At 58.2% G+C, this 13,386-nt stretch carries 15 protein-coding genes; 13 read left to right on the forward strand and 2 right to left on the reverse strand.

What is annotated here, in order from left to right:
• The first annotated feature begins 1 nt into the window (after window position 1).
• From fba to HQ945_RS19990, 6 genes are read left to right on the forward strand one after another with little or no spacing between them, the layout of a single operon-like run.
• Entirely contained in the window at window positions 2-1,081 is a 1,080-nt protein-coding gene (fba, locus tag HQ945_RS19965; protein ID WP_113280412.1) for a class II fructose-bisphosphate aldolase, read from the forward strand.
• A 31-nt stretch (window positions 1,082-1,112) separates the two neighbouring features.
• Window positions 1,113-2,573: a form I ribulose bisphosphate carboxylase large subunit gene (locus tag HQ945_RS19970; RefSeq protein WP_027232908.1), complete on the forward strand. Its 1,461-nt coding sequence runs from the start codon at window positions 1,113-1,115 to the stop codon at window positions 2,571-2,573.
• 9 nt (window positions 2,574-2,582) lie between these two features.
• On the forward strand, window positions 2,583-3,002 hold the full coding sequence (locus HQ945_RS19975; protein WP_113280413.1) for a ribulose bisphosphate carboxylase small subunit: 420 nt from the start codon (window positions 2,583-2,585) through the stop codon (window positions 3,000-3,002).
• Complete coding sequence (gene cbbX / locus HQ945_RS19980) at window positions 2,995-3,930, forward strand: CbbX protein (RefSeq protein WP_113280414.1); 936 nt, start codon at window positions 2,995-2,997, stop codon at window positions 3,928-3,930. The genes HQ945_RS19975 and cbbX overlap by 8 nt, the downstream gene beginning before the upstream one ends.
• Window positions 3,931-3,935: 5 nt before the next feature.
• Window positions 3,936-4,625, forward strand: a complete 690-nt coding sequence (gene rpe / locus HQ945_RS19985; protein ID WP_113280475.1) for a ribulose-phosphate 3-epimerase — start codon at window positions 3,936-3,938, stop codon at window positions 4,623-4,625.
• Window positions 4,626-4,640: 15 nt separating this feature from the next.
• Window positions 4,641-5,198, forward strand: coding sequence for a thioredoxin family protein (locus HQ945_RS19990; RefSeq protein WP_113280415.1), 558 nt, complete (start codon window positions 4,641-4,643; stop codon window positions 5,196-5,198).
• Between the two features lie 40 nt (window positions 5,199-5,238).
• Here HQ945_RS19990 and HQ945_RS19995 read toward each other — a convergent pair whose 3' ends face one another.
• A complete protein-coding gene (locus tag HQ945_RS19995) occupies window positions 5,239-5,628 on the reverse strand; it encodes a c-type cytochrome (RefSeq protein ID WP_027232903.1) in 390 nt (129 codons plus the stop codon).
• Between the two features lie 312 nt (window positions 5,629-5,940).
• Between HQ945_RS19995 and HQ945_RS20000 the strand changes: the two genes are divergently transcribed.
• From HQ945_RS20000 to HQ945_RS20025, 6 genes are all read left to right on the forward strand, one after another.
• Window positions 5,941-6,150, forward strand: coding sequence for a hypothetical protein (locus HQ945_RS20000; RefSeq protein WP_027232902.1), 210 nt, complete (start codon window positions 5,941-5,943; stop codon window positions 6,148-6,150).
• A 10-nt stretch (window positions 6,151-6,160) separates the two neighbouring features.
• On the forward strand, window positions 6,161-7,144 hold the full coding sequence (locus HQ945_RS20005) for an ABC transporter substrate-binding protein (protein WP_343051282.1): 984 nt from the start codon (window positions 6,161-6,163) through the stop codon (window positions 7,142-7,144).
• Between the two features lie 81 nt (window positions 7,145-7,225).
• Entirely contained in the window at window positions 7,226-7,960 is a 735-nt protein-coding gene (locus HQ945_RS20010) for an ABC transporter permease (RefSeq protein ID WP_027232901.1), read from the forward strand.
• Entirely contained in the window at window positions 7,920-8,678 is a 759-nt protein-coding gene (locus HQ945_RS20015) for an ABC transporter ATP-binding protein (protein WP_244532991.1), read from the forward strand. The genes HQ945_RS20010 and HQ945_RS20015 overlap by 41 nt, the downstream gene beginning before the upstream one ends.
• Window positions 8,679-8,716: 38 nt before the next feature.
• The gene (locus HQ945_RS20020) at window positions 8,717-9,625 is read left to right on the forward strand and encodes a quinoprotein relay system zinc metallohydrolase 2 (protein WP_162737163.1); all 909 of its coding nucleotides are present in this window, start codon (window positions 8,717-8,719) and stop codon (window positions 9,623-9,625) included.
• Between the two features lie 81 nt (window positions 9,626-9,706).
• Complete coding sequence (locus tag HQ945_RS20025) at window positions 9,707-10,558, forward strand: quinoprotein dehydrogenase-associated SoxYZ-like carrier (RefSeq protein WP_051615265.1); 852 nt, start codon at window positions 9,707-9,709, stop codon at window positions 10,556-10,558.
• Between the two features lie 3 nt (window positions 10,559-10,561).
• Here the strand turns inward: HQ945_RS20025 and HQ945_RS20030 are convergent, their stop codons facing one another.
• Window positions 10,562-10,912, reverse strand: a complete 351-nt coding sequence (locus tag HQ945_RS20030; protein ID WP_174208438.1) for a hypothetical protein — start codon at window positions 10,910-10,912, stop codon at window positions 10,562-10,564.
• 501 nt (window positions 10,913-11,413) lie between these two features.
• On the opposite strand from HQ945_RS20030, the gene HQ945_RS20035 reads away from it, so the two are divergent.
• Window positions 11,414-13,267, forward strand: coding sequence for a methanol/ethanol family PQQ-dependent dehydrogenase (locus HQ945_RS20035; protein ID WP_162737164.1), 1,854 nt, complete (start codon window positions 11,414-11,416; stop codon window positions 13,265-13,267).
• Window positions 13,268-13,386 lie beyond the last annotated feature (119 nt).

The raw sequence follows: 13,386 nt of genomic DNA on the forward strand, positions 1-13,386 counted from the left end.
CATGGCTCGAATTACCCTGCGGCAATTGCTCGATCATGCGGCCGAGCATGGCTACGGCGTTCCCGCCTTCAACATCAACAATATGGAACAGGGGCTTGCCGTCATGGAAGCCGCCGCGGCCTGCGACGCTCCCGTCATCTTGCAGGCCTCGCGGGGAGCCCGCTCCTACGCGAAAGATCTAATGCTGGCGCGCATGATCGATGCGCTGGTCGAGATCTATCCTTCCATTCCCGTCTGCATGCACCAGGACCACGGCAATGACGAAGCCACCTGCCTGACGGCGATCCGGCATGGCTTCACCTCGGTCATGATGGATGGATCGCTCGAAGCCGACGCTGCCACGCCTGCCTCCTATGCCTACAATGTCGAGATCACCCGCCGCGTGACGACGATTGCACATTGGGTCGGGGTTTCGGTTGAAGGCGAACTCGGCGTGCTCGGATCGCTGGAGAGCGGGGAGTCGGAGGCTGAGGATGGACACGGCGCGAGTGGTGTACTCAGCCATGAGCAACTGCTGACCGATCCGGATCAGGCGGTCGATTTCGTCTTGCGCACCAATGTGGATGCACTCGCGATTGCCTGCGGCACGTCGCACGGCGCCTACAAGTTCACCCGCGCGCCGGATGGCGATATCCTCGCGATGGGTGTGATCGAAGAAATCCATCGCAAACTGCCCAACACGCACCTTGTCATGCACGGCTCGTCCTCCGTTCCTCAAGTGCTGCAGGACGTAATAAACCGGTTCGGCGGAGAGATGCCGCAAACCTATGGCGTACCGGTCGAAGAGATCGAGCGTGGCATTCGTCACGGCGTGCGCAAGGTGAATATCGATACGGACTGCCGCATGGCGATGAGCGGCCAGTTCCGCCGCATCGCTGTCGAGCATCCCGCTGAATTCGATCCGCGGAAATTTCTGAAACCGGCCATGGATGCGATGCGCGATCTTTGCCGCGATCGATTCGAGCGTTTCGGAACCGCGGGCCAGGCATCGAAAATCAAGGTCATCGGCCTCGACGACATGGCCAAACGCTACGCCGCGGGCAAACTCGACCCGCAGATCGCTGCAGCCAAGGCTGCCTGACAGGACCCAATCAACGGAAAGGACCCTACAAATGCTGAACAAGTCAGAGACGGTTACGGGAAAGGAGCGCTACAGATCCGGCGTGATGGAATACAAGAAGATGGGCTACTGGGAGCCGGACTACGAGCCCAAGGATACGGACATTATCGCTATGTTCCGCATAACGCCCCAGGACGGGGTCGATCCCATCGAAGCCGCGGCGGCCGTTGCCGGCGAATCCTCTACCGCCACCTGGACGGTCGTCTGGACCGATCGGCTGACAGCAACGGAAAAGTACCGGGCGAAGGCCTATCGCGTCGATCCCGTTCCAAACGGGGAAGGCCAGTATTTTGCTTATATCGCCTATGACCTCGATCTCTTCGAACCGGGTTCGATTGCCAACCTGACGGCATCTATCATCGGCAATGTATTCGGCTTCAAGCCGCTGAAGGCGCTGCGTCTTGAGGATATGCGCCTGCCCGTCGCCTATGTGAAGACTTTCCAGGGTCCGGCCACTGGCATCGTTGTCGAACGCGAGCGCCTCGACAAGTTTGGCCGTCCGCTGCTCGGAGCGACGGTAAAGCCGAAGCTCGGCCTTTCGGGTCGCAACTACGGCCGCGTCGTCTACGAGGCGCTCAAGGGTGGGCTGGACTTCACCAAGGATGACGAGAATATTAATTCGCAGCCCTTCATGCACTGGCGCGAACGCTTCCTCTACTGCATGGAGGCCGTCAACAAGGCGCAGGCCGCCACCGGCGAAATCAAGGGTACCTACCTCAACGTGACGGCCGCCACCATGGAGGACATGTATGAGCGCGCTGAATTTGCCAAGGAGCTCGGCTCCAACATCGTGATGATCGACCTCGTGATCGGCTACACCGCCATCCAGTCCATGTCGAAATGGGCCCGCCGCAACGACATGATCCTGCACCTGCATCGTGCCGGCCATTCGACCTATACCCGGCAGAAGTCGCACGGCGTCTCGTTCCGCGTCATTGCGAAGTGGATGCGGCTGGCGGGTGTCGACCATATCCATGCTGGAACGGTGGTCGGCAAGCTCGAGGGCGACCCGGCGACGACACGCGGCTATTACGATATCTGCCGCGAGGACTTCAACCCGATGCGGCTTGAGAACGGCGTGTTCTTCGATCAGCATTGGGCATCGCTGAACAAGATGATGCCGGTTGCGTCCGGCGGCATCCATGCCGGACAGATGCACCAACTGCTCGATCTTCTCGGCGAAGATGTCGTCCTCCAGTTTGGTGGCGGCACGATCGGCCATCCGCTCGGAATCGCCGCCGGTGCGACCGCCAATCGCGTAGCGCTGGAGTGCATGATCCTTGCCCGCAACGAAGGTCGCGACATCGTCAACGAGGGTCCCGAGATCCTCCGCATGGCCGCGCGCACCTGCCAGCCGCTCCAGCAGGCGTTGGACATCTGGAAGGATGTCACCTTCAACTACACATCGACCGACTCGCCGGATTTCGTTCCGACAGCAACCGCAGCAGAATAGGAGGACAATATGCGTGTCACACAGGGAGCCTTCTCGTTCCTGCCGGATTTGACCGACGAACAGATCGCAAAACAGGCCCAGTACTGCATCGACAATGGCTGGGCGGTGAGCCTGGAATTCACCGACGATCCGCATCCGCGTAACACCTATTGGGACATGTGGGCCCACCCGATGTTCGACAATCCCGATGCGGCGGCGCTGATGATGGAGCTTAGGGAATGCCGCAAGGTCTATGGCGAGCGCTATATCCGCTTCGTCGCCTTTGATAACAGCCATGGCTGGGAGTCGGTGAAGCTTTCGTTCCTGGTCAACCGGCCGGCGGAAGAGCCCGGTTTCCATCTGGCCCGGCAGGAAGCGGGAGGGCGTGTCGTGCGCTATACGACCCGCGCCTACGCAGCCGACAAACCAGCGGGGCAGCGTTATGGCTGATACGGCCGTCCAGGAACTTCCGGCCGAGGACAGAATCGCGGCGGCGCCTGCCGCCGTCGATCTGCGCGCCGAATATGTCGAATCCGGCGTCAAAGACGTGCTTGATGAGCTTGACCGCGAGTTGATCGGGTTGAAGCCGGTAAAACAGCGTATCAAGGAAACGGCAGCGCTGCTCCTGGTCGAGCGCGCCCGCCGGCGCATGGGATTGGCGCATGAGACGCCGACTCTACATATGAGCTTCAGCGGTAACCCCGGTACTGGCAAGACCACGGTCGCGCTGCGCATGGCCGATCTCCTGCATCGCCTCGGCTATATCCGCAAGGGACACCTTGTTTCGGTGACGCGTGACGATCTCGTCGGGCAGTATATCGGTCATACCGCGCCGAAAACGAAGGAAATCCTCAAGAAGGCGATGGGCGGAGTGCTCTTCATCGACGAGGCTTACTATCTTCACCGGCAGGAAAACGAGCGCGACTATGGCCAGGAGGCCATCGAGATCCTGCTTCAGGTCATGGAAAACCAGCGCGACGATCTCGTGGTAATCCTCGCCGGTTATGCGGACCGCATGGACAAGTTTTTTGAAAGCAATCCGGGCTTCCGCTCGCGCATCGCCCACCACATCGATTTTCCTGACTACGGCGATGACGAATTGCTGAGTATTGCTGAAACGATGCTGTCGAAGCAGAACTACCATTTCGACGATGAAGCCCGCGCCATCATGGCAGATTACATCACGTTACGCCGGCAGCAGCCACATTTCGCCAATGCCCGTTCCATCCGCAACGCACTCGACCGGGCGCGCCTGCGCCAGGCCAACCGGCTCTTTGAAAGTTCGGATGGTCCGATCGATTCGCGTGCGCTTTCAACGATCACTGCGCCCGACATCAGGGTCAGCCGCGTCTTCGCAATGTCCAGGCAGGAGGAATGATCATGATAGGCCAGAAGACCATCATCGCCCCGTCCGTGCTCTCGGCGGATTTCGCCAGGCTCGGTGAAGAGGTAGAGGATGTCATTGCGGCTGGCGCGGACTGGGTGCACCTCGATGTCATGGACGGACATTTCGTCCCCAATATCACCTTTGGTCCGCAGATCATCAAATCGATCCGCAACCGGACGAAAGCCATCTTAGATTGTCATTTGATGATTGCTCCGGCCGATGCCTATCTTGCCGCCTTCGCCGAAGCCGGCTGCGACATTATCACGGTTCATGCGGAAGCCGGACCACATCTTGATCGCTCGCTGCAGTCGATACGCAACCTTGGCAAGAAGGCCGGTGTCTCATTGAACCCCTCGACCCCCGAGAACGTCATAGAATATGTCCTCGACCGCCTCGACCTCGTCCTGCTGATGACCGTCAATCCGGGTTTTGGCGGACAGGCTTTCATTCCTTCGGTTATCGACAAGGTACGCAGGGTCAAGTCCATGATCGGCAGGCGTCCGATCCATATCGAAATCGATGGCGGTGTCACACCGCAGACCGCGCCACTCGTAGCGGCAGCGGGCGCCGATGTGCTTGTAGCGGGTTCTGCGATATTCAAGGGAAATGGCAAGCTCGCCTATGCTGACAATATCGCAGCAATCCGTCATGCTGCCGACGCGGCAATGCACGCGCGGGCAGCTTGAACGGAGGCGAGGACAATGGCGGGGATCCCACCCCTATGCGATTTCGGCTGGAAGGCTATCGACTCCCGGCTCACCGGTATCGATGGCGAGACACATTCGATCCTGGCGCAGGCCGGTCGAAGGGGATTGGTGGTGGCTTTCATTTGCAACCATTGTCCTTACGTCAAAGCGGTGATCAAACGCATCGTGCGCGATGCCCGGGATCTCAAGGATTTCGGCATTGGTTTCGTCGCGGTCAACGCCAACGATGCGGCGGCATATCCGGCCGACTCTTTCGAAAACATGCAACGCTTCGCCCGGGGACATGACTTTCCATTCCACTATCTTCATGACGCCGATCAAACGGTGGCACGCGCCTATGGAGCGGTCTGTACGCCCGACTTTTTTGGGTTCAACTCTGCTGGGGAATTACAATATCGCGGCCGGCTTGATGCATCGCGCAAGGAGGAAGGCGATACCGATCTTCGCCGCGATCTTTTCGAGGCCATGAAACAGATAGCAAATTCTGGCCAGGGCCCGCGCGAACAGGTCGCTTCGATCGGTTGCTCGATCAAATGGCGCGAACCGGCGTGAATGCCGGGGAACGCCGCCGCGTTCAGCGGCGGCATTGCGCTTATTTCGAATACTGCTTCAGGTAAGCTTCCAGATTGGCGATATCCGTATCATCCTTCAAACCGGCAAAGGCCATCTTGGTGCCTTTGACCTTGGCTTTCGGATCATGCAGGTAGTCTTTCAGGCTTGCCGGGTCCCAGACGAGACCACCCTTGCCCGCCTCGACCATGGCAGTCGAATAACTGAAGCCAGGATGCGTTCCGGCAGTCCTGCCAAACAGGCCGAACAATGAGGGCCCGACCTTGTTCTTGTCGCTATCGGCGACATGACATACCGCGCATTTCTTAAACACCGTTGCACCTGCCGTGGCATCACCCTCCTGGGCCCGCGCTCCAACAGCTGACAACGAAACAATTGATAGACCGATAAGTAGGGCATTCTGGTATCGCATGGCATTTCCTCATTTTCGCCAAGGGTGCCCTGGACGAAGACTGGCACCAATTTCCATGCATTGGTGTCCACCATTTAGAACTCTTCCAGAGTTACCCGCCGTTCCTGAGAAGTCAATCGCTTACACCGAGAAATTGCGGGTCGATTTTTCCATGCTCGCCGTGATTGACGTTCGCATACGGGAACCGTAACCTGTTGCAATATTTCTCATTCGGGCACCTTGAGAAATCCGATCAGCGTGACTGAGTCTTTCTCGCGCCGGACGTGCGGCTGAGCGTAGGAAGACCTCGGCAGAAGGCGGGAGGTGCCGATAATGAATGTGATCGATCTCGTCCTGACAATATGCCTTGCGTCGAATCCCTCGAGTTGTCGGGAGGAGCGGCTGCATTTCGAAGACCGTGGTGGCCAGCTGAACTGCATGTTTCTCGCCCCTGCCGAGATCGCGAAATGGTCGGAGCTCCATCCCAAGCAGAAGGTAGTCCGCTGGAAGTGTGATTATCCGACAGATGAACGCTCGCTGTGAGGAGAGCGTCGTGATTCGCGTATGCATACGGGCATTTTTCAGTCTGGCAATTCTGCTTCTGGTTTACGAAGTGGGCATCACCCGCGCCTTGGCTGACGAAACGGTACGGATCGGGGTTCTCAAGTTCGGCACGGTGAATTGGGAACTTGATACGATCAAGTTTCATAAATTCGATAAGAAGCACGGTATCGATCTCGATATCCGGTTCTTCGCTGGCGAAGATGCCACCAACGTTGCGATGATGGCCGGCGACGTGGATATCATCGTCAGCGACTGGTTATGGGTATCGCGCCAGCGATCGTCCGGCGAGGACCTGACATTCGTCCCATACTCAAGTTCGGTCGGCGCCATCATGGTGCCAGCACAATCGCCCATTAAAAGCCTTGGAGACCTCAAGGGCATGAAGCTCGGGGTGGCCGGTGGACCCCTGGACAAGAGCTGGTTGCTGATCCAGGGTCTGGCGAAGCAGCAGTACGCGCTCGATCTTGCTGCTGAAAACGAGATTATTTACGGCGCGCCGCCCTTGCTGGCCGAAAAGGCGATGCAGGGCGAGCTCGATGCGGTTCTCAACTTCTGGAATTTCTGCGCGCGGCTCGAGGCAAACGGCTTCCGCCGTCTGCTGAGCGCGAATGATGCCGCGAAAGCGCTTGGCGCGTCCGGCACCACTTCGGCCATCGGTTACATCTTTCATGAAAAATGGGCGAAAGCGCATCCGCAGGCCGTTGCCGGCTTCATTGCGGCCAGCCGCGACGCCAAGGCATTGCTGGCAACCTCGGACGAGGATTGGCGGCGCCTCGCCCCCGTCGTGAGGGCCGAAGGCCGGGAACTGGACGTTTTGCGGGATCGCTACCGGGAGGGAATCCCCGACGATACGATCGAGGAACAGCAGGCGGATGCCACGAAGCTCTATTCTGTGCTTGCCGAACTCGGTGGGCCGAGGCTGGTAGGCCCGGCCAAAACGCTGGCGGCAGGCACGTTCTGGGGAGACGAATGAATGGGGCTGGCAAGCGCTGAATCCGACCGCATGCAACGGGGAAGGGCACCGGCAGATCGCAGCAAACTGACCTCGCCGATCATGATCGCACTATCTTTTGCCGTCCTTTTGGCCGCCTGGCATTTCGCTGCCGTTACATGGCCAAGCCGCTCCCTACCGGGTCCGTTGCCGGTCTTCCAGACTTTCCTGCGCGAAACGGCGAGCGGTGATTTGCCTTACCATCTTGGCATGACGCTTTGGCGCGTCGCGGCATCATTCGTCCTCGCCATGGTCATAGGTTCGGTCATCGGTGTTTTCCTCGGCAGTTTCCGGCGCGCCGACCAATTCTTCAACCCGTGGCTCATACTGTTTCTTAACATTCCGGCGCTTGTCGTCATCGTCCTCGCCTATATTTGGTTCGGCCTCAACGAGGTGGCGGCGATCGGTGCCGTGGCCGTCAATAAGATCCCGAACGTCATCGTCACGATGCGCGAGGGCACGCGCGCGCTTGATCCGCGCTATGCCGAGATGGCAGCCGTCTATCGATTTGGACCCCTCGATCGGCTTCGCCATATTCTCCTGCCGCAATTGCAGCCCTACATCGCCGCTGCGTCGCGTTCGGGTATTGCCCTGATCTGGAAGATCGTACTCGTCGTCGAACTGCTCGGCCGGTCGAACGGTGTCGGTTTCGAGATCAACCTTTTCTTCCAACTTTTCGACGTCGCGGCGATCCTGGCCTATGCGCTTGCCTTCGTCGCGGTCATGCTTTTCATCGAACTCCTCCTGGTACAACCCCTTGAACGCTCATCAACTCGCTGGCGCCGCCGCGCGGCTTAAGGTCAACATCGAAGAGAAATCGTTCCGCACCTCGGACGGCGGAACGATCGAGGTGTTGCGCGACCTCAATTTCGAGGTGGGGGAGAATGAATTTGCCTGCGTGCTGGGACCCTCCGGATGCGGCAAGACGACAATGCTGCGCATCCTGCTCGGGCTCGACCGAGAGTTTCGCGGCTCCGTCCAGCTGCCTGGAAAGGTGGAGGCGCGCATGGGTGCCGTATTTCAGGAACCACTGCTTTTGCCCTGGCGGACCGTAGAACAGAACGTTCGGCTTGCCCTCCCGACGCACCTTCGCGACACCAGCCTGGACCAGCTTTTCGCAAGTCTTGGCCTCGCCAAGATGCGGGGGTTCTACCCTTCAGAACTTTCGCTCGGCCTTGCACGCCGCGCAGCAATCGCCCGGGCATTGGCTATCGAGCCCGATATTCTCCTCCTCGATGAACCGTTTGTTTCCCTCGATGCCTCGACTGCCCAGCAATTGCGGCACCTCCTGCTTGGCGTCTGGTCGGACCGCCCGACGACGGCTCTGATGGTAACGCACAACCTGCAGGAGGCAATCATGCTTTCCGACCGCATTGTCGTCCTCTCGGACAGGCCGACCCACGTCCTTGGCACATTCGATATCCGGTTGCCGCGCAATTATCGCAACGAACAGGTCAATGCCGATCTGCTGCGAGCATTCCGGGAGAAATTCGCCGGCATAAGGACTGAACCATGATTCCGGCGCCAACCCGGCGAAGCATCATCAAGACAGGAATGCTCTTTGCCTGTTGCGGCATGATGCATTCCAGCTTCGCAAGGGCGCAGTCATCGCTGACAGTCACGGAGATTGCTAGCGGGGTTCACGCCTTCAGGGGTGTTCCGGCCCTCATGCTAGCCGCCAACGAGGGGAAGATCTGCAATCTTGGCTTCATCGTTGGCAATGAGAGTGTTGCGGTCATCGATAGCGGAGGAAGCACGGCCGAGGGAAGGGAACTCGTCGCTGCGATCCGCGCCGTGACCGACAAGCCGATCCGCTACCTGATCAACACCCACATGCATCCGGATCACATCTTCGGCAATGCCGCTTTTGCCGAGACGGGCGCGACAATTGTCGGGCACCACAATCTGCCGCGAGCCCTTGCCGCCCGCGGCGAATTCTACTTGCAGAGCTACCGCGATGCAATGGGCGCTGCGCTGATGGCAGACGTCAGGATCATGCCGCCGACACAACTTGTCACCGACGTCGTTGAGATCGACCTTGGCGGGCGCAAACTGACGCTTAAAGCGTGGAAACCTGCCCATACGGACAACGACCTGACGGTTTTCGATCAACAAACCGCGACGTTCTTTACCGGCGACCTTTGCTTTCTCGGGCATCTGCCGACGATGGACGGATCCTTGCGCGGCTGGATGGCCCAACTCGGCGCCTTGGCATCCATCGAGGCCCAACGTGCAGTCCCGGGCCACGGCGACGTGCCCGTGAACTGGCCGCAGGCGCTCGACGCCGAGCGTCGCTATTTCGACGTGCTTGCCGCGGACATCCGCAAGTCGATTGCCGATGGCGTGCCAATGGCCAAGGCCGTCACGAGCGCGGCCAGAAGCGAAAGAGATAATTGGCATCTCTTTGACGACTACAATGAACGCAATGCGACGGCAGCCTTCGCCGAACTCGAATGGGAATGACGGTGTTGTTTGCCAGACAGTTCGGCGTGGTGGTATAATGGCAGTTGGCCGGGCACCGCCAAAACTTGGTGGAGGCAAAGCATGACTTTTAATTTCACAGATCGGCGCAGCCGTTTTGCGATCGTTTTGTCGTTGGCATTTCTTGGCGGCTTGGCGCCGAACGCCATGGCGCAGAGCGCTTCAGGGCCGGAACCGACGACCTGGAACAGCCTCAAGGGCGACGTGTTCGGCGCGAAGCCGATCGAGCCAGCCGATGGCATCATCAGTATCGAGGCACCGAAACGCGCGGAAGATGCGGCGATCGTTCCGGTCGATCTGCGTTTCAAGACCGACGCCGCGTCAGGCAGGCTGAAAGCCGTTACCCTTATCGTCGATGAAAACCCTTCGCCGGTCGCCGCGGTCTTTCAATTCGGCAAGGATGCCGGCGTCACCCATCTCGCCACACGTTTGCGCGTCAACGCCTACTCTTATATCCGGGCGATTGCCGAGACCGAGGACGGCAAGCTGCACATGACAGAGACCTTCGTAAAGGCCTCAGGCGGCTGTTCGGCTCCAGCAATGAAGAACCAGGACGAAGCATTGGCTTCGCTCGGCCAGATGAAGCTCAAGGTTTTTCCGTCGACGGCTGCGGGCACTGAGCCGATGACACGCGCCACGGAGATGCAGCTGATGATCCGGCATCCTAACAATTCCGGGCTCCAGATGGATCAGGTCACGCGCTATTACATTCCGCCGCATTTCATCGACGGGTTGACGATCACTCAGGGCGATCGCTTGATCATGTCCATGGTAGGCGGCATATCGATCTCGGAGGATCCCAACTTCCGCTTCGACTTCAACGCAAAGCCGGACGAAGACATCAAGGTCGATGCCGCGGATACGAAGGGCAAGAAGTTCCAGAACGAGTGGCCGATCCAGTCATCTACCCTTTGAGGATCAGAAGCAGCGCACGTCAGCCTCTGCCTGCGCCCGCTTCAACTCTGCGTTTGCAGCCTTGGCCGGCGCACTCTCACGGAACAGTGCGCCGTTCTCGCCAGGAACCAGTCCCATCTGCTTGAAGGTCTCAGCCGCCTCGTAGTGAGGATAGGTCACGACGGAGGCAATAACGTCAATGGAACACGAGCAGCGCTGCAGCATATCCCGGTTTTCGCCATTGGATTTCATGCAGGCGTACACGTATTCTGCGACCGTCGCCGTGGGGTAGTCTGACGCAGCATTTGCCGGCAAAGTGAAGCCAGATATTGCAACTGCTAACAGGGCGAATTTGGCAACTCTGAACGCGGCCATGGCATTTCTCGCTTTCGTGGCGTTGAAATATACATTTTCCAAGTAGATAGCAAAAGATAACAACGATCTGCAAACATTTATGCCGGTTTTAAGTATCAAATTGTGTGACAGCCGCAAAAAGCAGAATATATGAATAAAATAGGCAGGTTACTGCAGTGCAATAGAAGTGTATTGCAATGCAGCAAATATAAATTGATAATCCTGCTTGCTTAATGCATTTGTTTCTCCTATCGTCGGTTTGTTTCCGGCTTCAAGGACGTTACCGTCAAGGGAGTGGTGACAGTCTTCGTAGGCCAAGCGGGGTGGGCAGTAACGGTGCCCTCTGCTCGCCTGGCTTAGGTCGTGACACGCTGCCGGAAATACTTCCCATTTGCGTGAGCTGATGGAGCGGAGTCGTCCTTTGAGATGGCGCCGTCCGATGGTTCATTAAAGTGAACTTAGGGAGGACTCAGAATGCGTGTACACAAACACTTCATTGGCATTGCACTCGCTACCACAGCCATGACGCTCTCGTTGGTGGGAGGAGCATTTGCCAATGATGATCTTCAGACCCTGTCTTCGGATGCCAAGAACTGGGCTATGCAGACGGGCGATTACGCCAACACTCGATACTCGAAACTGAAGAAGATCACCAAGGACAACGTCAAGAACCTCCAAGTCGCCTGGACGTTCTCGACCGGTGTACTGCGCGGCCATGAAGGCGGTCCGCTCGTAGTTGGCGATGTTATGTATGTCCATGCTCCTTACCCGAACACGGTCTATGCGCTCGATCTCAACAATGACGGCAGAATCCTGTGGCGGTACGAGCCAAGGCAGGATCCGAACGTCATTCCGATCATGTGCTGCGATACGGTCAATCGCGGCGTTGCCTATGGCGACGGCAAGATTTTCCTCTACCAGGCTGACACGACCCTCGTTGCTCTCGACGCCAAGACCGGCGCCGTTGCCTGGTCCGTCAAGAATGGTGAAGCAGCTGACGGCAGCAAGGGTGAATCCGGCACATCTGCGCCGGTTGTCATCAAGGACAAGGTTCTCGTCGGTGTTTCCGGCGGTGAATTCGGCGTCCGCGGTCACCTGACAGCCTATAATATCAAGGACGGCAAGCAGGCCTGGCGGGCCTATTCTATGGGATCCGACAAGGAGACCTTGATCGATCCGCAAAAGACGACAGCGCTCGGCAAGCCAGTCGGACCTGATTCTGGAACGAATACCTGGGAAGGCGATCAATGGAAGATCGGCGGCGGGACGACATGGGGCTGGTACTCATACGATCCGAAGCTGAACCTGATCTATTACGGCACGGGCAACCCATCGACCTGGAATCCTAACCAGCGCCCGGGCGACAACAAATGGTCCATGACCATCATGGCCCGCGATGCCGACACCGGCATGGCAAAATGGCTCTATCAGATGACCCCACACGATGAGTGGGACTATGACGGTGTCAATGAAATGATCTTGGCCGATGGCATCAAGATCGACGGCAAGGATCGCGATGTGCTCGTGCATTTCGATCGCAACGGCTTCGCCTATACGATGGATCGTGCAACCGGTGAGCTTCTGGTCGCAAAGAAATATGATCCGGCTGTCAATTGGGCCACTGAAGTCGACATGGACAAGAGCAGCAAGACCTATGGCCGTCCAAAGGTCGTAGACAAGTATTCGACCCAGGCTCAGGGTGAGGATACGAATACGACCGGTATCTGCCCGGCCGCTCTCGGTACGAAGGATCAGCAGCCTGCGGCCTATTCGCCGAAGACCAAGCTCTTCTATGTTCCGACGAACCATGTCTGCATGGACTACGAGCCCTACAAGGTCAGCTACACCGCTGGTCAGCCTTATGTGGGCGCCACGGTTTCCATGTATCCGGCTCCCAACAGCCACGGCGGCATGGGCAATTTCATTGCCTGGGATGCTGCCAAGGGTGAAATCGTCTGGTCTATTCCCGAGCAGTTCTCGGTTTGGTCCGGCGCCCTTGCCACGGATGGCGACGTCGTCTTCTACGGCACACTCGAAGGCTACCTGAAGGCGGTCGATAAGAACGGTAAGGAACTCTACAAGTTCAAGACACCTTCCGGGATCATCGGCAATGTCACCACCTACGAACATAAGGGCAAACAATACGTTGCCGTTCTGTCCGGTGTTGGTGGCTGGGCAGGCATCGGTCTCGCAGCCGGTCTGCTCGAAGCCAAGAATGCAGCTGCATGGCATGGCGCAGTCGATCAGGGCAGGGCCCAGGGCGACGAAACCAAGTCAGTCGGAACTGCAGGTCTCGGCGCCGTCGGAGGTTACGCCGGTTTGGCCGACTACACCACGTTGGGTGGTCAGCTGACCGTATTCACCGTTCCTGAATGACAGGAACGATGTCGGACACATTGGGAGCGTGCGCAGGCAGGCTCTGAACAATAGGGCCCGGTCCTTCCAGGCCGGGCCCTTCGTGTCTCAAATGCCGAAACATTGATCAATAACAACCG

This window comes from Phyllobacterium pellucidum (assembly GCF_013327855.1).
In the GTDB taxonomy this organism is placed as follows: domain Bacteria; phylum Pseudomonadota; class Alphaproteobacteria; order Rhizobiales; family Rhizobiaceae; genus Phyllobacterium; species Phyllobacterium pellucidum.

Excerpts from the sequence above, each read along its gene's own strand:
- fba (WP_113280412.1), top strand. The coding sequence starts at position 2 with ATGGCTCGAATTACCCTGCGGCAATTGCTCGATCATGCGGCCGAGCAT.
- HQ945_RS19970 (WP_027232908.1), top strand. The coding sequence starts at position 1,113 with ATGCTGAACAAGTCAGAGACGGTTACGGGAAAGGAGCGCTACAGATCC.
- HQ945_RS19975 (WP_113280413.1), top strand. The coding sequence starts at position 2,583 with ATGCGTGTCACACAGGGAGCCTTCTCGTTCCTGCCGGATTTGACCGAC.
- cbbX (WP_113280414.1), top strand. The coding sequence starts at position 2,995 with ATGGCTGATACGGCCGTCCAGGAACTTCCGGCCGAGGACAGAATCGCG.
- HQ945_RS19990 (WP_113280415.1), top strand. The coding sequence starts at position 4,641 with ATGGCGGGGATCCCACCCCTATGCGATTTCGGCTGGAAGGCTATCGAC.
- HQ945_RS19995 (WP_027232903.1), bottom strand. The coding sequence starts at position 5,628 with ATGCGATACCAGAATGCCCTACTTATCGGTCTATCAATTGTTTCGTTG.
- HQ945_RS20000 (WP_027232902.1), top strand. The coding sequence starts at position 5,941 with ATGAATGTGATCGATCTCGTCCTGACAATATGCCTTGCGTCGAATCCC.
- HQ945_RS20010 (WP_027232901.1), top strand. The coding sequence starts at position 7,226 with ATGATCGCACTATCTTTTGCCGTCCTTTTGGCCGCCTGGCATTTCGCT.
- HQ945_RS20020 (WP_162737163.1), top strand. The coding sequence starts at position 8,717 with ATGCTCTTTGCCTGTTGCGGCATGATGCATTCCAGCTTCGCAAGGGCG.
- HQ945_RS20025 (WP_051615265.1), top strand. The coding sequence starts at position 9,707 with ATGACTTTTAATTTCACAGATCGGCGCAGCCGTTTTGCGATCGTTTTG.
- HQ945_RS20030 (WP_174208438.1), bottom strand. The coding sequence starts at position 10,912 with ATGGCCGCGTTCAGAGTTGCCAAATTCGCCCTGTTAGCAGTTGCAATA.
- HQ945_RS20035 (WP_162737164.1), top strand. The coding sequence starts at position 11,414 with ATGACGCTCTCGTTGGTGGGAGGAGCATTTGCCAATGATGATCTTCAG.